The following is a 24,267-nucleotide window of genomic DNA, read 5'->3' as shown; positions in this document are numbered from 1 at the left end:
TCCATGCCGCCGCTCGACCACGCCGCCACGCCCGCTGTCGCCACACCCCTGCGCCAGATCCGCCGCCTGCCGGGGCCCTTCGCCCTGCCCATCGTCGGCAACAGCCTGCAGCTCAAGCTCACGCGCATCCACCGCGACGTGGAAGAGTGGGTGCAGCGCTACGGCCCCTTCATGCGCGCCTGGTTCGGCCGCACCCTGGTACTGGTGGTGGCCGACAGCGAGGCCGTCGGCGCCGTGCTGCGCGACCGTCCCGACGGTTTTCGCCGTCCCCTGAGCAGTTCCGTCGTCTCCGAGGAAATGGGCGGCATCCCCGGCCTGTTCCTGGCCGAGGGCACGGAGTGGCGCAACCAGCGCCGCATGGTCATGGCCGGCATGGCGCCGGGCGCCATCAAGGCGTATTTTCCGGCGCTGGTGACGGTGGCGCAGCGCCTGCAACGGCGCTGGCATCTGGCCGCCACGCAAGGCCAGGCGATCGACCTCGATGGCGACCTGAAACGCTACACGGTCGACATCATCGCCGGCCTGGCCTTCGGCACGGAAGTCAATACGCTCGAATCGGGCGAAGACGTGATCCAGCGCCACATGGACGACATCCTGCCCGCCGTGGCGCGGCGCAGCCTGTCCATGTTCCCGTACTGGCGCTACATCAAGCTGCCCATCGACCGCCGGCTGGACCGCGACGTGGCCGCTCTCTCCGCCGCCGTGGCGGACCTGGTGCAGCAGGCGCGCGCGCGCATGGCGCACGACCCGGCGCGCCGCGCGCGTCCGCCCAACCTGCTCGAAGCCATGATCGCCGCCGCCGACCTGGAAGGCAGCGGCGTGACGGACCGCAACGTGGCCGGCAATGTGCTGACCATGCTGCTGGCGGGCGAGGATACGACGGCCAACACGGTGTCCTGGATGATTTACCTGCTACAACGCCATCCGGCATGCCTGGCGCGGGCGCGCGAGGAAGTACGGCGCCTGGCGCCCGGCGCGGCCCATTTCACGATCGAGCAGATGGATAGCCTCGATTACCTGGGCGCCTGCGCCAGCGAAGCCATGCGTCTAAAACCCGTGGCGCCCTTCCTGCCCGTCGAGGCGCTGCGCGACACGGTCATCGCCGACATCGCCGTGCCGGCCGGCACTCTCGTCTGGTGCGTGATGCGCAACGACACCGTATCGGATGCGCACTTTCCCGACCCGCAGGCCTTCCAGCCCGAGCGCTGGCTGGCCGACAGCGGCGAGGCCAATAACAAGCGCGCGTCGATGCCCTTCGGCGCCGGCTTGCGCACGTGCCCGGGCCGCTATCTGGCCTTGCTGGAAATCAAGATTGCCATGGCCATGCTGCTGGGCAGCTTCGACATCGCTGGCGTCGACACGCCCGATGGCGGCGAGGCGCAGGAACTGATGGGGTTTGTGATGTCGCCCATCGGCTTGACGATGCGCCTGGCGCGGCCGCGGTGATACCATGGGGGAATCTCAGTCAACGTGCTTTCCCCCATGCAAATTCACCTGGAATCGCCGCAGCAAGCGGACGTGCAAACCCTGATCGCCGAGCTTGATGCATATCAACAAACGCTGTATCCGGCCGAGTGCGTCTACTCGCTGGACCTGGCATCGTTGCCGCCGGAAACCCTGCTATTTGCCGTCGCCCGCGATGCGGCGGGCGCGGCGCGCGCCTGCGGCGCCATCGTCGTCACCCCAGCCTTTGGCGAACTCAAGCGCATGTACGTGCACCCGGACAGCCGCGGCCTGGGCCTGGCCAGGCGCCTGCTGGCGCTGCTCGAAGAGCAGGCGCTGGCGCGCGGCTGCCGCTTGCTGACCCTGGAGACGGGCATTCACCAGCCCGACGCCATCGCCCTGTACGCGCGCCACGGCTACCAGCGGCGCGGCCCGTACGGCGACTATCCCGACGATCCATTCAGTGTCTTCATGGAAAAACCGCTGCAGGCGGCCGCATGAACGGGCCCGCCGACAGCCTGCTCGACATCCGCGCGCGCCTGCGCGCCTTTGCCGACGAACGCGACTGGGACCAGTTCCACACGCCGAAAAACCTGGCCATGGCCCTGTCCGTGGAAGTGGCGGAACTGGCCGAGCACTACCAGTGGCTGCCCACGGGCGCCGATGCCGAGCTGGACGAGGCCAAGCGCGCGGGCATCCGCCACGAGCTGGCCGACGTGCTGATGTATTTGGTGCGCCTGGCCGACAAGAGCGGCGTCGACCTGCACGCGGCCGTGCTGGAGAAAATGGAACTCAATGCGCAGAAATACCCGGCGCGGCAGGTGCGCGGCGATGCGCGCAAATACAGCGAGTACTGATAGGCCCACCCGTGCGTGGCTGCTGCGTAAAAAAGCGTAGCATCGAGCCATGCGCATTCAACTCTCCCTGCTGCTCGCTGGCTTGCTCGCTGGTCTACTCTCCAGCCCTGTTGCGCTGGCGCAAAGCACGCCCGTGCCGCAAGTCAAGGTGGACGCCACGCGCGACCCCGTCGACAAATCGTACCGCAAGATGCTGCAGGGCGTGGACCGCTTCGAGCGCGACCATGCGCTGGCGCCGCAGGCCGTGCTGCGCTTTCGCCTGCTGCCGCGCCAGCCCGGCGTGGACATGACGGGCGTGCAGCTGCGCATCGCGGGCGACACCGTCAGCATCCCGTTACCGCTGGCCGAGGACAACAGCTTCGCCCCCGTGCGCAATGCGCAGGCCGCGCGCGAAGATGCCGTGCTGATCGCCAACCGCAAGGCCACCACCATGAGCTGGCGCGCGCAGGTGATCACGCCCGGCTTGCCCCCCGGCACGCGGCGCCTGGGCGACTTGCGCCTGGAATGCCGCGCCGGCATGGATTCCGGCCTGATCTCGAACGATCCGCAAATCATCGCCTGGCTGTCCAGCATGTTGTACAGCACAGACAAGGTGTGTTCGCAGCCGGACGGCAATTATCTGTTCTTCACGGACCGGCCCCTGTTCGGCGTAACCCTCGTGCATGGGGAGCGGCGCCTGGCCCTGCCGTTCACCATGCTGTATGCGGGCGGCGAGCAAACGCCCGCCTCGCTGCCGTATTGCGATTGCCAGGTTCTATTGGATCGCACGTATTACGCGCCCCTGTGGGATAGCAGCTGGCCCGACGATACCCTGCTGGAATTTGACTATATGGACGAGGTGGCGCCATGAAGTGGCCCGGTATCTTCGCACTGGCGCTGCTGGCCGCCTGTTCCGGCACGCGCGCCTTGCAGGCAAGCAAGAACGTACCTTACGCCACCTTGGAACAGACGGTGCAACCGGGCAGCAGCACGCGCGAACAGGTACGCGCCGCGCTGGGCGAGAGCACGTCGATCCGCTTCGACAGCGGCAATGAAGTGTGGATGTACACCTACCCGGCCGCCTCGGGCGCGCCGGGCGAATATGTGATTTTATTTGGCGGGGATGGGGTGGTGAAGAAGGTGCGCAGCGGCGAAGTGTACCGGCTACCGAAATAAATCCCGCCAACGGTGCGCTGGCGGGAGATTGTCTTAGCGTGCCTTCAGCAAGGCACGCGATGGCGCGCCCACGCTACGCCCCACGCCGGCAGTCTTGCGCTTGGGCGAGGCCTTCAATTTGAAGATGCCGATCGACTGGGCCACGCTGTCGGTGCGCTGCGCCAGGCTGGTGGCGGCGGCCGCCGCCTGCTCCACCAGCGCCGCATTCTGCTGCGTGATGCCATCCATGTGGATGACGGCCTGGTTGACTTGCCCGATGCCCTGGTTCTGCTCGCGCGTGGTGGAGGAAATCTCGTCCATCACTTCCGTCACGCGGGCCACGGAGGCGATCACGTCGGCCATGGTGGCGCCCGCATTGCTGGTCAGCACGCTGCCCGCGTTCACGGTGGCGATCGAATGGTCGATCAGATTCTTGACCTCTTTCGCCGCCGTGGCAGAACGCTGCGCCAGGCTGCGTACTTCGCCCGCCACGACGGCGAAGCCGCGGCCGTGCTCGCCCGCGCGCGCCGCTTCCACGGCCGCGTTCAGGGCCAGGATATTGGTCTGGAAGGCGATGCCGTCGATCAGGCCGATGATGTCGAGAATCTTGCGCGACGACGTGCTGATCTCATCCATCGTGGTGACCACTTCGCTGACGATGGTGCCGCCCTTGGCCGCGACGGTGGACGCCTGCGCCGCCAGGTCGTTGGCCGTGGCCACGTGGTCGGCGCTGTTTTGCACGGTCGACGTCAGCTCTTCCATGCTGGCCGCCGTCTGCTCCAGGCTGGAGGCCTGCGATTCCGTGCGGCTGGACAGGTCCATATTGCCCGTGGCGATTTCCGCCGTGGTGATGCGGATATCCTCGAAATTGGCGCGCACGTCGCCGATAATGCTGTGCAAGTTGATATTGGTCTGGCGCAAGGCTGCCATCAATTGACCCATATCATCGTCGCGCACCTTGTCGATCACGCCCGTCAAATCGCCACCGGCCATTTTGCGCGCCACCGTGATGGCGTCGCCCAGCGGCGCGACGAGGGAATTGTGCAGATGGGCCCAGAAATACAGCATCAGCGCCACGGCGGCGGCGGCAGCGCCGCTGAGCCAGCCGCGCGTGGCCGTGCTCGTATCGCCATCGATATTCCACACGGCGCAGCCGAGAATGGCCAGCACCACGCCAAAGACGATGCAATGCAGGGCGATGTCCTGCGACAGGCTCAACTTGCGCCACTCGGCCAGCTTGGCAGCCCAGCCCTGGCGCACGACGCGGCCATTGCGGATCGCCAGGTTCGCGCTATTGCCATCTTTAAAACTTTTATACAGGGCCGCCGCTTCGTTGATCTGCTCGCGCGTGGGCTTGGTGCGCACGGACATATAGCCGATCGGGCGGCCGTTTTCGATGACGGGCGTGATATTGGCGAAGACCCAATAAAAGTCGCCATTCTTGCAGCGGTTCTTGACCATGCCGGTCCACGGCATGCCCGTCTTGATGGTGTCCCACAGGTCGGCAAACGCTTCGGCCGGCATATCGGGATGGCGCAGGATATTCTGTGGCGCACCCAGCAATTCCATTTCTGAAAAACCGCTGACCTCAATGAAATACTGATTGGCGTAATTGATGTTTCCCTGTAAATCCGTGGTGGAAACAATCGTCATGCCTTCATTTAATACGTATTCATTTTGCGTGATAGGCGTATTGACCCGCATCGTCGCTCCTCTATTTTTCTCAACTAGCATAACAAAAACATAAAAACAATATACCACATCAAGCACCCATGATATATCGCCCCGGCGACACTGACACTGGTCAAATAATTTAATAAAAATCAATTCATTTATGTTTTAGAATTTACTTTGAATCAACTTGATTGATTTTATTGAAATGCAAAATTTAAATTGCGCGCAGATACAATAATTAATAAAAAATTATGTATCGATGCGGCAGGCAATCAAGACGGTGCTTGCGCCGATAAAAAGATGCGCAAGCGCCACAATTACCGCCGGCCCATGGCGGCGCGTGCCGGCAAGCATAATGCGGCAATAACAATCATTTCTTGAGGGAAAATAAAAACTGGCGCGAACGCGCCAGTGGTGGAATTGTCTCCAATCCGCGACACAGACGCCGCAGCGCCTGTAAGGGGATGGATTCCTGTCAGTAACGACGCCTGACAAAACCGTAGCGAGCGGCAGTGATTTGTGGCCGAGAAGCGCAACCGTACTCTAGTACGGTGAGCATCGCCGGCCGCAAAGCACGACGCGCAGTAGGTTTGGTCAGGTGTTACTTATAGGTTTTACGCGGCGGGGACTTCGGACGCGGTGGCGCAGGCTTGCGCTCCGTCGTGCCATCGTCCAGGCTGATGCGCAGTTTCTGGCCCGACACCACGACCGATTTCAAGTGGTCGAGGATTTCCGGCGGCATGCCTTCCGGCAGGTCCAGCACGCTGTAGTTGTCAAAGATATCGATGCGGCCGATATGCTTGGCTTCCAGGTTCGCTTCGTTGGCGATGGCGCCCACAATGTTGCTTGGCGTCACGGCGTGCTCGCGGCCCACTTCGATGCGGTAAGCCGTCACGCCTGGACGTGGACGTTCCTTTTTCGGCGCGCGCGGTGCCGGTGCATCAGCCGCGTCGGCTGGCGCGGACTTGGCGGCGAACGGCTTGCGCGGCGCGGCTGGCGGCGCCAGGTCCGGCGCGTCGCCGTCGCGGCTGATGCGCAGCTGCTGGCCCGCGACCCACACGGTTTTCAGCTGGTCCAGCAATTCTTTCGGCATGCTGTCCGGCAAGTCCAGGACGCTGTAGTCGTCATAGATTTCGATACGGCCGATGTTTTTCGAATCGATGCCCGCTTCGTTGGCGATGGCGCCCACGATATTGCCCGGTTTTACGCCATGTTGATGACCGACCTCAATACGGAAAGTCTGCATGCCGGCGTCGGCCGGACGCTGAATGCGTTCTTTTTTCGGGAAGGCCGGGCGTTCGCTGCGCTCAAAGCGGTCGCCGCGCTCGAAACGGTCGTTGCGCTCAGGGCGGTCAAAACGGTCCTGGCGTGCCGGACGGTCATCTTGCCACGTGGCTTGCTCGCGCGCCTTGTTCTTGTCCAGCAGTAGCGGCACATTGCCACGCGCCATCTTCGCCAGGGCGGCGGCGATTTCGATGGCGGGAATGTTTTGCTCGCGCTCGAAATCCTCGATCAGCGACTGGAACTGTTCCAGTTCGCCCAGGGCCAGGGTTTCGCTGATCTGTTCCTTGAACTTGGCGATGCGCACGTCGTTGACGGCCTGGATCGTCGGCAGTTCCAGCATGCCGATCGGCTGGCGGGTCGAACGTTCGATGGCTTTCAACAAGTTCTTTTCACGCGGGGTGATGAACAGAATCGCTTCGCCGCTGCGGCCGGCGCGGCCCGTGCGGCCGATGCGGTGGGTGTAGCTTTCCGGATCGTGCGGCACGTCGTAGTTGACGACGTGGCTGATGCGCTCGACGTCCAGGCCACGGGCGGCCACGTCGGTGGCCACGAGGATGTCGATCTTGCCGTCTTTCAACTGCTGGATCGTGCGCTCGCGCTGGGCTTGCTGGATGTCGCCATTGATGGCCGCAGCCGAAAAGCCGCGCGCTTGCAGCTTGCTGGCCAGCTCTTCCGTGCCCAGCTTGGTGCGGGCAAAGATGATCATGCCGTCAAACGCTTCCGCTTCCAGGATGCGGGTCAGCGCGTCGAGCTTGTGCATGCCCGACACGAGCCAGTAGCGCTGGCGGATGTTGTCGGCCGTGCCCGTCTTGGCGGCGACCGTCACTTCGGCCGGCTTGTCCAGGTAGGTGGTGGCGATGCGCTTGATGACGGAAGGCATGGTGGCCGAGAACAGGGCCGTTTGATGGCCTTCCGGGGTTTCTTTCAAGATACGTTCGACGTCGTCGATAAAGCCCATGCGCAGCATTTCATCGGCTTCGTCCAGCACCAGCGTTTTCAGCTTGGACAGGTCGAGCGAACCCTTGTCCAGGTGATCGATGACGCGGCCAGGCGTGCCGACGACGACGTGCACGCCGCGGCGCAAGGCCGACAGCTGCGGGCCGTAGCTTTGGCCGCCGTAGATCGGCAGCACGTGGAAGCCGGGGATGTGGGCGGCGTACACCTGGAACGCTTCGGCGACCTGGATGGCCAGTTCGCGTGTCGGTGCCAGGACCAGGGCTTGGGGTGAGCTTTGTTTCAGATCGATGCGCGACAGGATAGGCAAGGCGAAGGCGGCGGTTTTACCCGTGCCCGTTTGCGCCTGGCCCAGCACGTCGCGGTTGGCGAGCAATAATGGAATCGTGGCCGCCTGGATAGGCGACGGTGTTTCGTAACCGACATCCTTGAGCGCGCGAACCAGCGGCTCGCTCAGGTTAAGGTCGGAAAATAAGGAAATTGGTGTATCAGACATGAAATCACTCACAAGTTCGCTCGAATCGCCCAATGCGAAAGAGTGTATCTGCTAGTTTACTCTTTACTGGACCGTACCGGGTGGAACGAGGCGGCAGAACGCCATTTTTTGCATTCTAAAACGCAGAAAAATCGGCGATCCGCACGCAATTGGTGCAAAAACCAAGCAATATTATGAGTTTTGCAATAGATTCGGCTGTTTTACAGATGCGCCTCGATATTGCTGGCCGCATCGACCGAGTGGCGCAAAAACTCCAGCAAGTCCTCGTTCAGCCTGTCCTTGTGCGTCGTCGCCAGGCCGTGCGGCGCGCCCGGATACACGAGCAGCTTGCTGCCGATGACGAGCTCGGCAGTGCGCCGGGCCGAGGCGGCGATCGGCACGATCTGGTCGTCGTCGCCGTGGATGACCAGGGTGGGCACGTCGAACCTGGCCAGGTCGGCGGTGAAATCCGTTTCGGAAAATTGCTTGATGCACAGGTAGGAAGCCGGCATGCCCGCCTGCATGCCCTGGCGCCAGAAGCTGTCGCGCACGCCTTGCGAGGGTGTCGCGCCGGGCCGGTTATAGCCATAGAAGGCCTCGCTCAAGTCGCGGAAGAATTGGCTGCGGTCGGCCTGCACACCGGCGCGGATGGCGTCGAACGTGGACAGCGGCAGGCCCAGCGGATTTTCCGCGGTTTGCAACATCAGCGGCGGCACGGCACCCACCAGCACGGCGCCGGCCAGGCGCCCGGTGCCGTGGCGGCCGATGTAGCGCGCCACCTCGCCGCCGCCCGTCGAGTGACCGACGAGGGTGGCGCCCGTCAGGTCCAGCGCGTCGATCAGGGCGGCCAGGTCGTCGGCATAGGTATCCATGTCGTTGCCGTCGAAAGGCTGGCTGGAGCGGCCATGGCCGCGCCGGTCGTGCGCGACGACGCGGTAGCCGCGCGCGGCCAGATAAAACATCTGGTCTTCCCAGGCGTCGGACGACAAGGGCCAGCCGTGGCTGAAGACGACGGGCGGGCCGCTGCCCCAGTCCTTGTAGTAAATCAAAGTGCCGTCGGCGGTACGCAGGGTATTACTTGATTGCAAGTCAGTGGCAGTCATGGAACGCTCCTAGTCGGTGGGCCAGCGGCCATTGTGGCCGCAATCGGCTTGCGCGCGCCGCGCGCTACGCCAGAGCATTGCGGTAGAGTAAGATTGTCGCTGCTTTGCTTTCCCGTATTCACTTTTGGAGTTGTCATGCGCTTTCCCGTCGTCCTCGCCGCCAGCCTGTTCAGCACGGCTGTCCTCGCCCAACCGCTCGTTGCCGAAGCGCCCTTGCGCGCCCATTTGTCCTTCCTGGCCGACGATTTACTGGAAGGACGCGGCACGGGCCAGCGCGGCGGCGACCTGGCCGTGCGCTACCTGGAAACGCAGGCGGCCGTAGCCGGCTTGCAACCGTTGCCCGATGGCAGCTACCGCCAGGCGCTGACCATCGTCGGCAGCAAGGCCTTGCCATCGAGCACAGTGACCTTCAGCGCGGGCGGCAAGACCTTGTCTCCCGCCTTCGGCCAGGACATCGTCTTTGGCGCGGCGAATGGCCAGCAGACAGTAGCGTTCGACGCGCCCGTCGTGTTTGCCGGCTACGGCATCCGCGCCGCGGAAGAAAACTGGGACGATTTCAAGGGTGTTGATGTCAAAGGCAAGCTCGTCATCATGATGGTCAACGACCCGCGGCCGACCGCCGCCGAGCCGAACCGTTTTGCCGGCAAGTCCCTCACGTATTACGGCCGCTGGGTCTACAAGTACGAGGAAGCGCTGCGCCAGGGCGCCGCCGGCGTCTTGCTGATCCACACGACGGAGTCGGCCTCCTACCCTTGGTCGGTGCCGGCCAACGGCTTCGGCCATGAACGCTTCAACCTGGCCGGCGCGGGCAATGCGATGGAAGGCTGGCTGCAGGAAGACATGGCGCGCGCCCTGTTCCAGGCGGGCGGGCAAGACCTGGACGCCTTGCGCGCGCAGGCGGAAACGCGCGAATTCCGCCCCGTGGCCCTGAACGCGACGGTCAAGGTGGCATTGAATAGCCAGGTGCGCAGCATCGAGCAATTCAACGTGGTCGGCATCGTGCCGGGCACGGACCCGAAATTGAAGGACGAAGCCGTGATCTACTCGGCCCACTGGGACCACCTGGGCAAGGATGACGAAGGCAGCGCCCAAGGTGTCAAACAGGGCCAGAGCGACCACATCTACAACGGCGCCATCGACAATGCATCGGGCGCGGCGGCCCTGCTGGCCATGGCGCAGGTGGCCGTGAAGCAGCCGGCGCGCCGCACGCAGATTTTCCTGTGGCCGGCCGGCGAGGAAACGGGCATGCTGGGCAGCACGGCTTACACGCGCAAGCCCCTGTGGCCGCTGGCCAAGACGGCCGCCGACCTGAACCTCGACAGCATGAATTTCGTCGGCAAGACGCACGACATCGGCGTGGCGGGCGCCGAGCGCAGCAGCCTGTACGCGAGCGCCGCCAAGGTCGCCAAGCGCATGGGCTTGCGCCTGGCGCCGACCATCCCCGACCTGTCCGGCGCGTTTTACCGGGCCGACCATTTTGCCTTCGCCAAGGCCGGCGTGCCCGCCTTCAACGTGGGCTCGGCCGTGTTTTCCGGCGACGGCTCCTTCGATTTCGTCCAGGAGCCGAAGGCCTCCAGCGAGCGTCTGGTGGCGTTTAAAAAGGATTATCACCAGGTCAGCGATGAATACCACCCATCGTGGGACTTGTCCGGCATGGTGCAGCAAGCGCAGTTCACCCTGAACCTGGGCTATGAAGTGGCGAATGACAAGAATTTGCCTACGTGGAACAAGGGCGAGGCGTTTGGCAAGGTCAAACGTTAAGCGCGAGCGCCAGGTGTAGGTCGGATTGGCGGCATCGCCGCGTAATCCGACAGCGCCATCTTGCCAACAATGTTGTCGGATTACGCGAGGCGAGGCCTCGCTAATCCGACCTACGCTGTTTCAGATTGCCATGATGCGTTTCAGGTCGACGAACGCCGTCTCGTACAGGTGCTGGAACGCGCCCACCATGACCTCTTCCACGCCTTCGGCCGCGTCGAATTCGCTCGACCACTCCGCCACGCAGGAAGCGGCGCCCGGCTCGCCCGTGACGCGCAAGGTGGAACGGTAGTTCTTGACGGGGATCGGACCCGAGACGATGCTGTAGCTGTAGCTCTTGTCCGCTTCGCTGTAGCTTTGCAGGCGTTCGGTGATGACGGCGCCGTCCGTGGTTTTCAGGCGGCGCACGCGGCCGCCATGTTCGGACAGGCTGGTTTTGATCGAGCTCGACCATTCAGCCAGCGACTGGAAGCCGCCGATAAAATCCCACACTCTTTCGGCGCTTGCCGCCAATGTTACAGAAACAATTACTTGGGCCATCTTTAATTCGGTTCCTCATCCAGGTTTGCCGGGCGCCGCGCCCGGCCGGCCGGAGTTGCCCGGCACAGCCGCTATTTTAGCGCCCATGCGGCTTTGCTGCAGGGCGCGCAAGGCCGGCGATCCTGTTTTCGGCGCAAGCCTTACAGGTTTTCTGCCAGGAAAATCAAGGAATTGCCGTGCGCGTGGGCGGCGGCGCGCTGCTGGTAGCTGTCGCGGTGGGTGCAGTTGAAACCGTGCTCGGCGCCCGGGTAGATATGGATTTCCACGTCTTGCCGGTCTTCGAAGCGCTCGGCGATCTTTTGCACGGCGTCCATCGGAATATGGCTGTCCTCGCCACCGAAATGCATGAGCAGCGGCACCTGGATCTTGTCGGCCAGGTCCAGCTTGTTCTGGATGCCGCCGCCGTAATAGGCGATGGCGGCATCGACCAGGCCGGCCGCGGCCGCCTGGTACGACAGCCGGCCGCCGAAGCAGTAGCCGACCGAAGCGAGCTTGCCCGTCACTTCCGGGCGGGCGCGCAGGACGGCGACGGTGGCGGCGATATCGGCGTCGGCGCGCGGATTGTCGGTGGCCTGCATCAGTTCGACGGCGCGCTTCCAGCCGTCGGCGTCATAGCCGAGTTCAATGTGCGCGCCGGCGCGCCAGAACAGGTCCGGCACCAGCACCACATAGCCATCGGCCGCGTACTGGTCGGCCACGGCACGGATGTGTTCGTTGACGCCGAAAATTTCCTGCAACAGGATGATGGCCGGGCCCTTGCCCACGTGCGGTACGGCCAGGTAAGCCTGGAAGCTGCCGTCCGGGCCGGCGATATCGATCCACTGCGAAGTTGTGCTCATAGAAACTCCAGTCTGAGGTTGGGGGAATGCCACAGCCAGCCATGTTACTGGTTTTTCTCCCTTTCTGCGCCCGCCCTTTGTCCAGCAGGATCAATATATCTCGCGCAGGTAAATCACGGGGCCGGATCTGAGGATGCCAAAGACGACGACGCCCACCGTGCTGGCCAGATAGGGATGTTTAGTAGCGGAAACGTCCACGCTGCCGCTGTTGTTGGCGCCGGGCGCCAGCAGCGTCAGGAGATTGGCTTTTGGCAATGTTCCTTGAGCAACGGTATACGTCCGGTCATCGACGGCCAGCTTGGCGCAGTCCAGCGTTTTCTTGCAATTGGCCAGCACCACATCCGTTTTCTTGATCGCACTGATGCTGTCGAGCAGATTCGTGACCCATTTCGTCCCATTCCAGTACTGGACTTGCACGGCCAGCCTGACGGGCAGCAACTCGGAGCCATAGCTGTGGGGCACCATCCATTGCCCCGACAGCACAGTCATCCGTGCCTCGTTCTGGATCACTGGCGAGGTTGAGTTGACGATGGCGCCGTCCGGATACGTGCTGCTGGCGCGCAAGCGCACGTCGGTGGGCGCCACCTTCGCTGGCACGCCTGCCTTGCCCGGGAAACGGTAGGCAACCAAGGACGAGGCAACGCCGAGGATGAACTTCGCGGGCGCCACGCCGGTGACGGTATTTTGCTCCCTCTTGCCATCGGTGAGACGGCTGCTTCCATCAGAAGTGCTCGGCGGAAAGGAAATCTTGCCCGTGGCCGCATCCCAGCCATCGAGCAGCACGGGTGCCAGCACGGTCGGGTTGCGTTCGTCATAATTTTGGGTCGTCGCTTCCCCTAGGGCGCGCGCGGTCACGCGCACGCCTATCGCCTGCCCAGAGTAGGCGTAACGGCCTTTCTCCCCATCGTCGGCGCAGGTGAGCGGTGCGGCGCAAGGCGTGGCGGTGCTTTCGGCAGCGCCGTTCTTGATCAGCTCCGTGATGAAGTGGTGCGGGATGAACCGCACCTCATCGCTCAACCCCGAAGCCTTCAGCAAGGTCGGCACAGCAATGTTGGCATCCAGATAGCCGTTGCGGTTGGCCAGATTCAGGGCGATGGTGATCGTTCCCACTTCCGGCCAGCTCATGTCGCTGCTGGCAACGCTACCATTGGCGAAGACCACGCTACCCTGCATGGCCGGCTTGGCTCGATCAGAAAAATCGGTCTCCGCCGGCTTGACCAGGCTGGCCAGCGAAGGCAGCACCGTCTCTGACAATTTTTCGTTACCAAAGTTCGGCGTCAGGGCCTTGAGGTTATTGAGCGCGCGCGCGCTGATCATCACGGGCGCCCCCGCGCGCTGGGGGCTGGCAATGGCAGAGATGCTGAAGGAGGCAGGCACGACAACGACGTCGGCGCTGCCCTTCATACTCAAGCCGACGTCGCCGGTCGTGGCCGACCCCGTATAAGTGGCCGTCAAATTCAGCTTGCCCACGTCCGCATACGACATGATGGCCGTGGCGACGCCCGTGTTGTCGAACGCCAGGTTGACGGACTGGCCCGTCGCGCTGCACGCGCTGCTGGCGCTCGCGGCCAATGGCACGAAGCCCCCCGTGCCTTTGATCAAGACGGGCAAGGTGCCGCTGGCGGGATTGCTATAGCTGCAACTGAGGGTCAAATCCTTGCTGGTATTCTTGAACAGCGGCACGCAAGCTTGCGCGTCGGGGCCGGCTTGCACGGCGCTGATATCGAACGCCTGCGGCTTGGCCGAGACATGATTGACGGGGATGACCGTCAAGCCTGTCTCGGCAAAGGCCATGTCGCAGCTGCTGCTGGCACCCACCGCCCGCTTGCAGACAAGCGCGCCCGTGGTGCCGGGCACGCTCGTCAGGCTCAGGGTAGCCGTGCCAACGGTGTACTGGCGCACGCTGGCCGTCGCCACGCCGCTGTTACCGATCGGCGTCGCCGTGCCGCCAGGGCTGACGGTGACAGTCGCGCCACCCGTGTATCTGGCGCTGCAGGCGGCATCCGCGCACGCCGTCACCGTCACCGTCTGCGGCGCGCACGTCAGGGCCGTGCCTGGGTGCTCGATCTGGAAATGGTGCAGTCCGCTCGGCGTACCGGGGCCGCATTTCGGCCCCAGCGGATCGGTGTAGGGCCAGCCGCTGTTGTTCGTCACGCAGCTGCACGGATTCGATGGCGTATAGGCCTTGCAGGTAATCGTCTGCTGCACCCTCCCCTGCCAGCCCAGGGTGATGTGGTCGACCAGGGCATTGCCGGTGATATACGCATTCGAGGAATCGAGGGTGACATTGCCGCCCTCCACATTGCCCTTGATGCCGTTGCCGGAGGCGATCGACAGCGAAGTCAGCGCCTTCACGTCGCCCGTGACGAGCAGGCCGGACGCCTTCAGGTCGATGGTGGGCGATGTCAGGTTGCCCTTCACCTGGCTGCCCGAGCCGACGGACAGCGAGGTGCTGGCCGTGATGTCGCCCTGCACCTTGCTGTTGGACGCATCGATGCTGACGACGGGCGCCGTCGTGGTGCCCGTCAGGCTGCTGCCCGAACCGAGGCTGAAGGAATTGACGGCCGTCACGTCGCCCGTGATCGTCACGCTGGAACTGGTGCTGACGGCGCTGCCGCTGATGGGGCCGGCTATCGTCGAGCTTGAGCCGATGCTGACGCTGCCCGTGGCTTTGACGCTGCCGCTGATGGTGACGTTGGAATTGCTGCTGATCGATCCGCCGCTGATGGCGCCAGTCAGCGTCGAGCCGGAAGAAATATCGATATTGCCCGTCGCCGTGATGTTGCCCGTCACCTTTACGGGCGTGCCGCCCAGCGAGACGGACGCGGCCGAGATATCGGCCACGAGCACCGTGCCGCCCTGCGATCCCGCATTGAAATTACCGCCTTTGGCCGTCAAGCTGCCGCCCGTGATTTTCAGATTGGGCGGATTGACATTGCTGATGTCGATATTGCGGTTGGCCGTCAGGGCGGCCGTACCGCTCATGCTCAGACCCTGGTTGTAGCCGATGCTCACATCGCTGTTGACCGTCACGCCATAGCCGCTGGCGATGACGACATTGTCGGTGCTGCCCATAAGAAGGGTGGCGCACGTGTATTGGGTGCTTGACGCTGGCAGGCTGCAGCCGCTAACGGCGCCGCCATTGAAGTTGAGCGTGGCCGCGTGGACAAGGGAGGAGCCCAACAACAATGTCAGGGAGGCAAAAAAATGGAGTAAGCGCACGATATTCAGGAAGCCGATGGGTGGGAAGTCAGCGGGCGCGTCGGTGATTCCATGCTAGTCTACGCCATCGCCATTGTTGCATTATGGCAGTATTTTTCACCCTCGCGCATATCGCATGATCAAGCAAAGCCCCAAAGAATTCCCCCTGCGCACCGTGGACATCGTCGTCTATCCCGGCTTCAAGGCGCTCGAAGCCATCGGCGCCATGAAAGTCTTTGACTACGCCAACACCCATTTGCGCCTGCGCAATCTGCCTGGCGGCTACGACGTGCGCATCGCCTCGACGGCCATCGGCCCGGTCGAGTCGGACACCCTGATGTCGCTGCATGCCAGCAAGGCGCTCGATGCCAGCCGCCTGCCCGACCTGGCCGTCATCGTGGGCTGCCACCACGTCGAGCAAGTCTTGCAGGACATTCCCGCCCTCGCCGCCTGGGTGGCCGAGGCGGCGCCCCGCATCGCCACCCTGGCGGCCCTGTGCACGGGCTGCTTTTTCCTGGCCGAGGCCGGTGTGCTCGACGGCAAGACTGCCGCCACGCACTGGAGCGCCGTGGACAGCCTGCGCCAGCGCTATCCATTAATACAGGTCAATGCCGACGCGATTTTCGTGCGGGAAGGGAAATTCTGGACGTCGGCGGGCGTCACGGCCGGCATCGATCTGGCGCTGGCCCTGGTGGAAGACGATTTCAGCCGCGATATCGCGCTCGAAGTGGCGCGCGACCTGGTCGTGTATCTGAAGCGGCCCGGCGGCCAGTCGCAGTTTTCCGTGCACCTGTCGAGCCAGATGACGACGCATCCGACCATCCGGCAATTGCAGGGATGGATCATGGAACACTTGGCGGAAGAGCTGACTGTGCCGCTGCTGGCGGCCAGGCTGGCCATGAGCGAGCGCAATTTTACGCGCGTGTTCCAGCGCGAAACGGGCATCAGCCCCACGGAATTCATCGACACAGCCCGCTTCGAAGTGGCACGCCGTTTACTGGAAGACAATGTGTCCTCCTTAAAACAGGTGGCCGCGCAGGCGGGCCTGCACAGCGAGGACAGGCTGCGCCGCCTGTTTCAAAAAAAACTTGCCATCACGCCCCGCGACTACCGCGAGCGCTTTTCCAGCACGGCGCGCTAGGCGCAGCGAGGATCAGCGCGACTTGTTCGTGCGCACGTGGCGCGTGGCCAGCTGCTGGCGGTGCCAGGCCAGCGGCGTGAACATCAGCGCGCACAGCAGATAGGTGGCCAGCAGCGCCAGCCAGATGGCGGGCGTGGCAAGGCTGGCGGCATTGCTCCACCATAAGGCCAGCAGGGAAGACAGGGCCGCCCCCAGGAAGACGGGCAGCATGCGGCGCAAGGTCGCGAGATAGGCAGTGGCAAACATGAACGGCTCCCAAGGCAAGGCGTGATGTCTTCACACTAGCAGGGGCAGGCGGCGAAGTACAGCCTGCCGCCCTGCCCCGTCCGTTATGTGTTGCGCAATGAGTACATCCGATAAAACTAGTACAACACGACGGAACGGATCGATTCGCCGCTCTTCATCAGGTCGAAGCCCTCATTGATGCGCTCGAGCGGCAGGCGGTGCGTGATCAGGTCGTCAATGTTGAGCTTGCCTTCCATATACCAGTCGACGATCTTCGGCACGTCCGTGCGGCCGCGCGCGCCGCCGAAGGCCGAACCGCGCCACTCGCGTCCCGTCACCAGCTGGAACGGGCGCGTGGAAATTTCCTGGCCGGCCGCCGCCACGCCGATGATGAAGGACTTGCCCCAGCCCTTGTGCGTGCACTCGAGCGCCTGGCGCATCAGGGTCGTATTGCCCACGCATTCGAAACTGTAGTCGGCGCCGCCATCGGTCAGCTGCACGATGGCATCGACGACGTTTTCCACTTCGTTCGGGTTGATAAAATGCGTCATGCCGAACTTGCGCGCAATGGCCTGGCGCGCCGGGTTGATGTCGATGCCGATGATTTTATCGGCGCCGACCATCTTCGCCGCCTGGATCACGTTCAGGCCGATGCCGCCCAGGCCGAACACGGCCACGTTGGCGCCCGCCTCGACCTTGGCCGAGAACAATACCGCACCCACGCCCGTCGTCACGCCGCAGCCGATGTAGCAAACCTTGTCGAACGGCGCGTCTTCACGGATCTTGGCGAGCGCGATTTCCGGCACGACGATGTAATTGGAAAAGGTCGACGTGCCCATGTAGTGGAACAGCGGCTGACCATTCAGCGAAAAACGGCTGGTGGCGTCCGGCATCAGGCCGCGCCCCTGCGTGGAGCGGATGGCCTGGCACAGATTCGTCTTTTGCGACAGGCAGAATTTGCACTGGCGGCATTCCGGCGTGTACAGCGGGATGACGTGGTCATCCTTTTTCAGGGTCGTCACGCCCGGGCCCACGTCGACGACGACGCCGGCGCCCTCATGGCCGAGGATGGCAGGGAAGATGCCTTCCGGATCGGCACCGGACAAGGTGTAGTAATCGGTATGGCAAATGCCCGTGGCTTTGAGCTCGACCAGCACTTCGCCCGCGCGCGGGCCCGCCAGGTCGACTTCTTCGATGGTCAGCGGGGCGCCCGCCTTCCAGGCAATCGCGGCTTTGGTTTTCATGGGATGTCTTCCTGCTCGGTTTCAGATGCGCCATTATCGGACGCCGGCGGGCGTGGCGGGGCAAGGGCCCCCGCGCTTGTCTGAAAACGCGGCGCATTTGTCCGATGGCGCCGCACGGTGCAGCAGCGCACGGAAGGGCGGCAGAAGCGGGGCGTATGCTGGCGCCAGTATGAGATCCGTTTGCGCCAGCTCAATCTTGCCACCATCGAGACGCGCATTCTTGGCACAGGTCCTTCACCTGATCACCTATTGAGCAGCCGTTGTGTCCTTCCCGCAGGAGACTGACATGCGCAATATATTTTCCCGCTTTTCCCGTCCCTGGCCGGCCCTGCTGCTGGCAGGCTGTCTGGCCCTGCTGGCCGCCTGTGGCGGCGGTGGTGGCGGTGGTGGCGGACACCCGCCGCCCGGCGCGACGACCGGCAGCCTGACAGTCACCATCGGCGGCCTGCCCGCTGGCGTGGCGGCTGCCGTGACGGTCACGGGACCCGCGTCGTACAGCAAGACCTTGACGGCCAGCGCCACCTTGACGGACCTGGCGCCCGGCGCCTACGCCATCAATGCCGCCAGCGTGGCGCAAGGCACAGGCACCTTGGCGCCCACGCCCGTCACGCAGCAGGTGCAAGTCAATGCGGGCGCCACAGCCGGCGCCAGCGTCCTGTATGCGGCAGCCGCGCCGCTGGCCCTGCGCCTGCAGGAAGTGGCCAGCGGACTGGACGCCCCCATCTTCCTCACGGCGCCGCCCGGCGACAGCCGCCTTTTCATCGTGGAGCGCCCCGGCCGCATCCGCGTGGTGCAGAACGGCAGCCTGCTGGCCACGCCCTTCCTCGACATCAGTGCGCTCACCACCACCAGCGGCGAGCGGGGCCTGCTGTCGTTGGCCTTCCATCCGCAATACGCGGGCAACGGCTATTTTTTCATCTACTACACCAACCTGGCCGGCGATATCGTCATCGAGCGCCGGCAAGTGTCGGCCGGCAACGCCAACGTGGCCGATCCCCTGTCCGCGCTCGCCATTATCACCATCCCCCACCCCACGTTCAGCAACCACTATGGCGGCTTGCTCAGCTTTGGCCCGGACGGTTATCTGTACGCGGGCACGGGCGACGGCGGCAGCGGGGGCGATCCGCCCCGCAACGCGCAAAACACGAACATATTGCTGGGCAAGCTGCTGCGCCTGGACGTCAACGCCAGCACGGTGGCCCAGCCGTACGCCATTCCGCCGGGCAATCCATTTGCCGGTACGGCAGGCGCGCGCGGCGAAATCTGGGCCTACGGCTTGCGCAATCCGTGGCGCTACGCCTTCGATGTGCCGGGCCAGCTGCTGTACATCGCCGACGTGGGCCAGGCCAACTGGGAAGAGGTCGACGTGCGCCCCGTGGGCCAGGCGGGGAACAACTATGGCTGGAACATCATGGAAGGCGCGCATTGCTACAACAGTGCCAGCTGCAATCAGGCGGGTCTGGTATTGCCCGTTATCGAATACGACACCGGCAGTGCGGGCAACTGCTCCATCACGGGCGGCTATGTGTACCGGGGCACGGCCGTGCCGGAACTGGCCGGGCAATACCTGTATTCGGACTACTGCGGCGGCTGGCTGAGAAGTTTCGGCTACAGCAATGGCGCCGCCTCCGCTGTGACAGATTGGGGCATCACGAACGTGGGCAACATCCTGTCCTTTGGCCAGGATGCGCAAAACGAGCTGTACATGCTGAGCGGCACGGGCAAGGTGTACCGGATTGTCCGTAAATAAGCATAGGCCAAGCAGCGTGCGCAAGCAGTGATGGCAGCGCACGCCTGAGGCGGCGTTTTTCGACGGGGCACGGCGAACCGGCTAGAATTGGATTTTTTCGCCGCGCCCTGCGCACCAGCCCAAGAGAACACCATGGCCCGTTTGAAACTTGAATTCCCCGAAGACCAGTACTGCTATTCCTCGCAACTGACGGTACGCACGACGGACATCAACGCCGGCAACCATCTCGGCAACGATTCCATGATTTCCATGATTTCCGAGGCGCGCGCCCGCTTCCTGTTCGAATATGGCGTGCGCGACATCGAAGCGGACGGCACCGGCATCATCGTCACCGACCTGGCCACCACCTACCGCGCCGAAGCCCATGCGCGCGACCAGCTGTTGTTCGAAGTGGGCGTCATGGATTTCAACAAGTATGGCGGCGACATCACCTTCCGCATCACGCGCCCGCGCGACAATACCCTGATCGCCATGGCCAAGTCCGGCTTTGTCTTCTTCAACTACAAGCGCAGCCAGGTCGTGCCCATGGCGGAAGAGTTCGGCAGCAAGTTTCCACAGGTAAACTGGATCGATTGATTCAGGTCCAATTAAACGGGCCGTCATGCCGCCATGCTGTATGCTTATCAGGAAGACATTAATTCTGGAGCGGCATGCAAGCAGCAATACTGGCAAGACTGTGCCTGGCCCTGGCCCTGCCGGGCATGTTGCCGTCCGCCTTGGCCGCGCCGCAAACCGTCATCCTGTACGGCGACGATGACTATGCGCCGTACAGCTATGTGGAAAACGGGGCCTTCAAGGGCATGTACATCGATATCCTGCGCCAGGCGTCCAGCCGGATGCCCGAGTACCGGCTGGAACTGCAGCCGCGCCCCTGGAAACGGGGACTCGATGCTCTGGAAAAAGGCAAGGTTTTCGGCTTGTTCCCGCCCGGACGCAAGACGGAACGGCTATACGTGCAGCCGTACTCGGACATGCTGCACCGCGAATCGGTGGTGCTGTTTTGCCATGACGCCGTCATGCGCACGCCGCGCACGCACTTCCCGACCGACTTTGCGGGCCTGACCATCGGCGTCAACACAGGATTTTTACTGTCGGAAAAGTTGATGGTGCCCGCCCGCCAGGGGTTGTTGCGCCTGGATGCGGCCAAGGGCAATGAGGCGAATCTGAAGAAACTGGCCCTGCGGCGCATCGATTGCTACGCCAGCGACCGCGGCGCGGCACGCTATACGGCGCGCCGGCTGCAAGGCGAACTGGCCGGCTACGGTTTTCACTTGCGCGAAGTGCTGGAACTGTCGTCCGAAGCCACCTACATCGCCTACAGCGCCCGTAACACGCCTTCCTACAAGACCGATTTCATCGAGAAGATGAATGCCGCCCTGCTTGCCATGCGGAAGAACGGCCAGCTGGCGCACATCGAAGACGCTTATCTGCGTTGATTACCTGCGCTGAACGTCGCGCGGCTGCAAGGTCAGGACGGGACTGCTGCGGCCCTGGGGCTTGACGCCGAAGGTATTCTTGAACCACTCGTCGATCATGCGCTTTTCATAGCGCAAGGCATCGTTGCTGGAATAACGGTTGATATGTTGCAAATAGGACATATCTGACAGATAAGCATTGCCGCTGGCAATGATTTTGCCATGTTGCTCGAGCGTATAGCGCAAGCGCAGACGGGGCCAGTCAGCACGGCCCGTCATCACGCGCACATCGAAGGCGCCGCGGCGCGCCGGGTCTTCGCGTCCCGCCAGGTCGACATCGGTGATCTCGATCCTGAGGTCCTGACCGTGGGGCAAGCTCTTGCCCAGCCAAGTGAAGTGATCCGCCAGACCCGCCAGCACCTGCTCCCGGTCGCGCGAGCTGAACGGCACATCGGAATAGTCGTCGGGTTTCTCGAACGTCACCTGGACGCCCGCCCAGGCACTGCTGCCCGCAGCCAGTGCCAAGGCGGCTATCCATGTTTTCGTCATCGTGGAAATACGCATATGCTTTCCTTCCAGAAAGTTCACGGCCCGGCGGCAGCTCCATGCCGGCCTCTGCCTACCCTGCTTGACTATAGCCTGAAGTGAACATTTCTGGAGCGCAATACGTTTCGCGTGGCGCCACGCGGCTGACCGGGCCGCTTACTTGCGCGCGTGGCGCTTTACCTTGATGCCAAAGGTATCGGCATACCAGTCATCGATCATCAACTTTTCATAGCGCAACTTTTCATTGCTGAAGTAAGGATTGAGACGGGTCAGGTACGACATGTCCGACAGGGCCGCATTGCCGCTACTGATGACCTTGCCATCCTGTTCCAGCACATAGTGCAGGCGCATGCGCGGCCAGTCGACCCGGCCATTCATGACGCGGATATCCTGGCCGGCACGCAACGATGGGTTTTCACGTCCCGCCAGATCCACGTCCGTGACGTCGATTTTCAAGGTTTGCCCGGGCGGCAGCAATGCGCCCAGTTTCTCGAAATGCCGGCTCAGTTCCTTCAGCACGTCGTCGCGGTCCTGCGGATTGAACGGAACGTCCGTGTATTGATCCGGTTTGCTGAACCGCACTTCAGTTCCTGCCCAGGCCACGCTGCTGGCCAGCAAGGCCAGGCCGGCGATCAGGGCGCGTGTCGTTTGCTTTTGCATGATGTACCCTTTCAGGAAATGTGAGTGGCATGGAGCCACTTCTTATGCCTGCCCAATATAGCGCGCTCCAGTCCCTTCTGGCGCGTAATTCATACCTTGTTACTTTTCCGTTTTTTCGCCAAGCGGGAACGACGCCGCATTTTTTTGCAGATTCATTAGCAATATTAATTAAAACAAAGTATTGTCTTGAAAATATAGTTGCCTAAGCGATAAAGTATAGATAGTGTAGACAACATGAATTGAAAGTGCTTTTTTGGCACGTGTGTTGCATGATTTTAGTCAATTGTTCTTGCTTATTGTTAATACTTAGCGGTCGGTCTACAATCGACAGAATGCGCCCGAAAAACGCGCAACGCCGGTCATGGCGCACAGGAATTCCTGGCGCGGGCGTCTCAGCATTGCGTCGGTTATGCCTTTTAGCGGAACTCGTCCTTATGTCATTTTTGTCATCTGCATCGCCCAAGTTACCTCCCTGGAAAGTCCTGCTCGTCGATGATGAACCCGACATCCACGACATCACCGAACTGACGCTGAGCCGTTTCCGTCTCGAGGGCCGCGCCCTGAGCTTCGTGCACGCATACAGCGGCGCCGAAGCCAAGCAGGTGCTGGCGCGCGAAGAAGGCATCGCGCTGGTCTTCCTCGACGTGGTGATGGAACGCGAAGACAGCGGCCTGGAAGTGGCACGCTGGATGCGCGAAGACCTGGGCAACCAGTTTACGCGCATCGTGCTGCGCACGGGGCAGCCGGGACAGGCGCCGGAAGAACGGGTGATCGTCAACTACGACATCAACGACTACAAGGAAAAAACCGAGCTCGACCGCACCAAGCTGTTTACCACCACCTTTGCCGCCCTGCGCGCCTACCGCGACATCATGAAGGTGGAAGAGGCGCGCCAGGCCCAGCTCCACTACCGCGAAGGCCTCGAGCGCGTCATCGCCGCCTCGGCGCACATTTTCAAGCAGCGCAACCTGCGCGACTTCGCCAGCGGCCTGCTGCAGCAAGTCGTCGCCCTGCTGCGCCTGGAAACGAGCATGCTGCTGCGCCTGCGCGGCGCCAGCGCCATCACGGGCGAGCAGGACTATGAAATCCTCGCGCAGATCGGCGACCATGAAGCCGATGGCGGCATCCTCAGCCCTTCCCTGCTGTCGCAGCTGGACGATGCCAAGAGCAATAAAATCTCGCGCCTGCATGGCGACACCTATGTCGGCTATTTCCCGAACAGCAGCGGCAAGGCTTCCTTGCTGGTGCTCAAGGGCGTAGAAGAAATTTCCGACCTCGATGCGCAGCTGCTGGAAGTATTTTGTTCCGGCGTGGCCATCGCCTTCGACAACATCCTGCTGACGCAGGAAATCACCGATACCCAGGCCGAGCTGATCCTGCGCCTGGGCGACGTGGTTGAATCGCGCTCGCATGAAGGCGGCAACCACGTGCGCCGCATGGCCGAAGTGTGCCAGCTGCTGGCGCAGGCATCCGGCATGTCGGAAGAGGAAACCATGGTGCTGCGCCACGCGGCGCCCATGCACGACATCGGCAAGATTTCCACGCCCGACGCCGTGCTGCTGAAACCGGGCAAGCTCGACGCGGCCGAGTGGGAAATCATGAAGCAACATCCGACAGTGGGCATGTCCATCCTCGACGGCTCGCAGCGCCCGCTCTTGAAGGCGGCCGCCGTGATCGCCCACCAGCACCATGAAAAATTCGACGGCAGCGGCTATCCGCAAGGCCTGGTGGGCGAAGCCATCCACAAATACGCGCGCATCGCCGCCGTCGCCGACGTCTTCGACGCCCTCATGCACAAGCGCTGCTACAAGGATGCCTGGCCATTGGAACGCGTGGTCAGCTACCTGCGCGAAGTGAGCGGCAGCCATCTGGATCCGCAATATGTGGAGTTGCTGATTGCGAACCTGGACGAAGCGCTGGCGCTGAATCAACGTTTCCCGGATTAGAAGGCGTACGCCGGATTACGCTCGGCAAACCACGCTTCGGCCCAAGACCCCAACTTGGGCTCTCCGGGCCGAGCGGGC

Annotated in this window: 21 protein-coding genes; 11 read left to right on the top strand and 10 right to left on the bottom strand. The window is 62.9% G+C overall.

Annotation, left to right across the window (positions count from 1 at the left end; translation table 11 throughout):
- The first annotated feature begins 3 nt into the window (after positions 1-3).
- Genes CBW66_RS23955 through bamE form a run of 5 tightly spaced genes read left to right on the top strand, consistent with a single transcriptional unit; the run spans position 4 to position 3,455 of the window.
- Complete coding sequence (locus CBW66_RS23955) at positions 4-1,446, top strand: cytochrome P450 (RefSeq protein ID WP_230492235.1); 1,443 nt, start codon at positions 4-6, stop codon at positions 1,444-1,446.
- A gap of 36 nt (positions 1,447-1,482) precedes the next feature.
- Positions 1,483-1,944, top strand: a complete 462-nt coding sequence (locus CBW66_RS23950) for a GNAT family N-acetyltransferase (protein WP_086140394.1) — start codon at positions 1,483-1,485, stop codon at positions 1,942-1,944.
- On the top strand, positions 1,941-2,300 hold the full coding sequence (locus CBW66_RS23945) for a nucleotide pyrophosphohydrolase (protein ID WP_086140393.1): 360 nt from the start codon (positions 1,941-1,943) through the stop codon (positions 2,298-2,300). The genes CBW66_RS23950 and CBW66_RS23945 overlap by 4 nt, the downstream gene beginning before the upstream one ends.
- 49 nt (positions 2,301-2,349) lie before the next feature.
- Positions 2,350-3,150: a hypothetical protein gene (locus CBW66_RS23940; RefSeq protein WP_086140392.1), complete on the top strand. Its 801-nt coding sequence runs from the start codon at positions 2,350-2,352 to the stop codon at positions 3,148-3,150.
- Positions 3,147-3,455 (top strand): outer membrane protein assembly factor BamE, encoded by a 309-nt coding sequence (bamE, locus tag CBW66_RS23935; protein WP_086140391.1) that lies wholly within the window; start codon positions 3,147-3,149, stop codon positions 3,453-3,455. The genes CBW66_RS23940 and bamE overlap by 4 nt, the downstream gene beginning before the upstream one ends.
- 33 nt (positions 3,456-3,488) lie before the next feature.
- Here bamE and CBW66_RS23930 read toward each other — a convergent pair whose 3' ends face one another.
- The 3 genes from CBW66_RS23930 to CBW66_RS23920 all read right to left on the bottom strand — a co-directional run bounded on the left by CBW66_RS23930 (position 3,489) and on the right by CBW66_RS23920 (position 8,924).
- Positions 3,489-5,138 carry a PAS domain-containing methyl-accepting chemotaxis protein gene (locus CBW66_RS23930; protein WP_086140390.1) on the bottom strand — a complete coding sequence of 550 codons (1,650 nt, stop codon included), beginning with the start codon at positions 5,136-5,138 and terminating at the stop codon, positions 3,489-3,491.
- 571 nt (positions 5,139-5,709) lie between these two features.
- Entirely contained in the window at positions 5,710-7,842 is a 2,133-nt protein-coding gene (locus CBW66_RS23925) for a DEAD/DEAH box helicase (protein WP_086140402.1), read from the bottom strand.
- Positions 7,843-8,042: 200 nt separating this feature from the next.
- A complete protein-coding gene (locus CBW66_RS23920) occupies positions 8,043-8,924 on the bottom strand; it encodes an alpha/beta fold hydrolase (RefSeq protein ID WP_086140389.1) in 882 nt (293 codons plus the stop codon).
- A gap of 135 nt (positions 8,925-9,059) precedes the next feature.
- Between CBW66_RS23920 and CBW66_RS23915 the strand changes: the two genes are divergently transcribed.
- On the top strand, positions 9,060-10,685 hold the full coding sequence (locus CBW66_RS23915) for a M28 family peptidase (RefSeq protein WP_086140388.1): 1,626 nt from the start codon (positions 9,060-9,062) through the stop codon (positions 10,683-10,685).
- A 120-nt stretch (positions 10,686-10,805) separates the two neighbouring features.
- On the opposite strand, the gene CBW66_RS23910 is transcribed toward CBW66_RS23915, so the two are convergent.
- The 3 genes from CBW66_RS23910 to CBW66_RS23900 form a co-directional block, all read right to left on the bottom strand.
- Positions 10,806-11,222 carry an SRPBCC family protein gene (locus CBW66_RS23910; protein ID WP_086140387.1) on the bottom strand — a complete coding sequence of 139 codons (417 nt, stop codon included), beginning with the start codon at positions 11,220-11,222 and terminating at the stop codon, positions 10,806-10,808.
- Between the two features lie 140 nt (positions 11,223-11,362).
- Positions 11,363-12,061, bottom strand: a complete 699-nt coding sequence (locus CBW66_RS23905) for a dienelactone hydrolase family protein (RefSeq protein ID WP_086140386.1) — start codon at positions 12,059-12,061, stop codon at positions 11,363-11,365.
- 90 nt (positions 12,062-12,151) lie between these two features.
- Positions 12,152-15,244: a polymer-forming cytoskeletal protein gene (locus CBW66_RS23900; RefSeq protein WP_139841763.1), complete on the bottom strand. Its 3,093-nt coding sequence runs from the start codon at positions 15,242-15,244 to the stop codon at positions 12,152-12,154.
- 154 nt (positions 15,245-15,398) lie between these two features.
- Here CBW66_RS23900 and CBW66_RS23895 point away from each other — a divergent pair, with 154 nt between their 5' ends.
- Complete coding sequence (locus CBW66_RS23895; protein WP_086140384.1) at positions 15,399-16,403, top strand: GlxA family transcriptional regulator; 1,005 nt, start codon at positions 15,399-15,401, stop codon at positions 16,401-16,403.
- A 12-nt stretch (positions 16,404-16,415) separates the two neighbouring features.
- Here the strand turns inward: CBW66_RS23895 and CBW66_RS23890 are convergent, their stop codons facing one another.
- Together CBW66_RS23890 and CBW66_RS23885 are read right to left on the bottom strand one after the other, a co-directional pair.
- On the bottom strand, positions 16,416-16,649 hold the full coding sequence (locus CBW66_RS23890; protein WP_086140383.1) for a hypothetical protein: 234 nt from the start codon (positions 16,647-16,649) through the stop codon (positions 16,416-16,418).
- Positions 16,650-16,765: 116 nt separating this feature from the next.
- A complete protein-coding gene (locus tag CBW66_RS23885; protein WP_035824324.1) occupies positions 16,766-17,872 on the bottom strand; it encodes an S-(hydroxymethyl)glutathione dehydrogenase/class III alcohol dehydrogenase in 1,107 nt (368 codons plus the stop codon).
- 286 nt (positions 17,873-18,158) lie between these two features.
- Here CBW66_RS23885 and CBW66_RS23880 point away from each other — a divergent pair, with 286 nt between their 5' ends.
- The 3 genes from CBW66_RS23880 (at position 18,159) to CBW66_RS23870 (ending at position 21,058) form a co-directional block, all read left to right on the top strand.
- Positions 18,159-19,622, top strand: a complete 1,464-nt coding sequence (locus CBW66_RS23880) for a PQQ-dependent sugar dehydrogenase (protein ID WP_086140382.1) — start codon at positions 18,159-18,161, stop codon at positions 19,620-19,622.
- A gap of 132 nt (positions 19,623-19,754) precedes the next feature.
- Positions 19,755-20,198, top strand: coding sequence for a thioesterase family protein (locus CBW66_RS23875; RefSeq protein WP_086140401.1), 444 nt, complete (start codon positions 19,755-19,757; stop codon positions 20,196-20,198).
- A 74-nt stretch (positions 20,199-20,272) separates the two neighbouring features.
- Positions 20,273-21,058 (top strand): ABC transporter substrate-binding protein, encoded by a 786-nt coding sequence (locus CBW66_RS23870; RefSeq protein WP_086140381.1) that lies wholly within the window; start codon positions 20,273-20,275, stop codon positions 21,056-21,058.
- Here the strand turns inward: CBW66_RS23870 and CBW66_RS23865 are convergent, their stop codons facing one another.
- On the bottom strand, positions 21,059-21,601 hold the full coding sequence (locus CBW66_RS23865; protein WP_086140380.1) for a DUF3016 domain-containing protein: 543 nt from the start codon (positions 21,599-21,601) through the stop codon (positions 21,059-21,061).
- Positions 21,602-21,739: 138 nt separating this feature from the next.
- Positions 21,740-22,243 (bottom strand): DUF3016 domain-containing protein, encoded by a 504-nt coding sequence (locus CBW66_RS23860; RefSeq protein ID WP_086140379.1) that lies wholly within the window; start codon positions 22,241-22,243, stop codon positions 21,740-21,742.
- A gap of 434 nt (positions 22,244-22,677) precedes the next feature.
- Between CBW66_RS23860 and CBW66_RS23855 the strand changes: the two genes are divergently transcribed.
- A complete protein-coding gene (locus CBW66_RS23855) occupies positions 22,678-24,189 on the top strand; it encodes a DUF3369 domain-containing protein (protein WP_086140378.1) in 1,512 nt (503 codons plus the stop codon).
- Positions 24,190-24,267: the final 78 nt, after the last annotated feature.

It is taken from the genome of Janthinobacterium sp. GW456P, from assembly GCF_002127655.1.
Classification (GTDB): domain Bacteria; phylum Pseudomonadota; class Gammaproteobacteria; order Burkholderiales; family Burkholderiaceae_D; genus Janthinobacterium.
This window is presented reverse-complemented; position numbering and strand designations above follow the sequence as displayed.

What these genes read in the sequence shown, in the direction of transcription:
- CBW66_RS23895 (WP_086140384.1), top strand. Translation starts at nt 15,399, where the DNA reads ATGATCAAGCAAAGCCCCAAAGAATTCCCCCTGCGCACCGTGGACATC.
- CBW66_RS23925 (WP_086140402.1), bottom strand. Translation starts at nt 7,842, where the DNA reads ATGTCTGATACACCAATTTCCTTATTTTCCGACCTTAACCTGAGCGAG.
- CBW66_RS23880 (WP_086140382.1), top strand. Translation starts at nt 18,159, where the DNA reads ATGCGCAATATATTTTCCCGCTTTTCCCGTCCCTGGCCGGCCCTGCTG.
- CBW66_RS23910 (WP_086140387.1), bottom strand. Translation starts at nt 11,222, where the DNA reads ATGGCCCAAGTAATTGTTTCTGTAACATTGGCGGCAAGCGCCGAAAGA.
- CBW66_RS23915 (WP_086140388.1), top strand. Translation starts at nt 9,060, where the DNA reads ATGCGCTTTCCCGTCGTCCTCGCCGCCAGCCTGTTCAGCACGGCTGTC.
- CBW66_RS23920 (WP_086140389.1), bottom strand. Translation starts at nt 8,924, where the DNA reads ATGACTGCCACTGACTTGCAATCAAGTAATACCCTGCGTACCGCCGAC.
- CBW66_RS23950 (WP_086140394.1), top strand. Translation starts at nt 1,483, where the DNA reads ATGCAAATTCACCTGGAATCGCCGCAGCAAGCGGACGTGCAAACCCTG.
- CBW66_RS23930 (WP_086140390.1), bottom strand. Translation starts at nt 5,138, where the DNA reads ATGCGGGTCAATACGCCTATCACGCAAAATGAATACGTATTAAATGAA.
- CBW66_RS23870 (WP_086140381.1), top strand. Translation starts at nt 20,273, where the DNA reads ATGCAAGCAGCAATACTGGCAAGACTGTGCCTGGCCCTGGCCCTGCCG.
- CBW66_RS23955 (WP_230492235.1), top strand. Translation starts at nt 4, where the DNA reads ATGCCGCCGCTCGACCACGCCGCCACGCCCGCTGTCGCCACACCCCTG.
- CBW66_RS23905 (WP_086140386.1), bottom strand. Translation starts at nt 12,061, where the DNA reads ATGAGCACAACTTCGCAGTGGATCGATATCGCCGGCCCGGACGGCAGC.
- CBW66_RS23860 (WP_086140379.1), bottom strand. Translation starts at nt 22,243, where the DNA reads ATGCAAAAGCAAACGACACGCGCCCTGATCGCCGGCCTGGCCTTGCTG.
- CBW66_RS23940 (WP_086140392.1), top strand. Translation starts at nt 2,350, where the DNA reads ATGCGCATTCAACTCTCCCTGCTGCTCGCTGGCTTGCTCGCTGGTCTA.
- CBW66_RS23890 (WP_086140383.1), bottom strand. Translation starts at nt 16,649, where the DNA reads ATGTTTGCCACTGCCTATCTCGCGACCTTGCGCCGCATGCTGCCCGTC.
- CBW66_RS23865 (WP_086140380.1), bottom strand. Translation starts at nt 21,601, where the DNA reads ATGCGTATTTCCACGATGACGAAAACATGGATAGCCGCCTTGGCACTG.
- CBW66_RS23885 (WP_035824324.1), bottom strand. Translation starts at nt 17,872, where the DNA reads ATGAAAACCAAAGCCGCGATTGCCTGGAAGGCGGGCGCCCCGCTGACC.
- bamE (WP_086140391.1), top strand. Translation starts at nt 3,147, where the DNA reads ATGAAGTGGCCCGGTATCTTCGCACTGGCGCTGCTGGCCGCCTGTTCC.
- CBW66_RS23855 (WP_086140378.1), top strand. Translation starts at nt 22,678, where the DNA reads ATGTCATTTTTGTCATCTGCATCGCCCAAGTTACCTCCCTGGAAAGTC.
- CBW66_RS23945 (WP_086140393.1), top strand. Translation starts at nt 1,941, where the DNA reads ATGAACGGGCCCGCCGACAGCCTGCTCGACATCCGCGCGCGCCTGCGC.
- CBW66_RS23875 (WP_086140401.1), top strand. Translation starts at nt 19,755, where the DNA reads ATGGCCCGTTTGAAACTTGAATTCCCCGAAGACCAGTACTGCTATTCC.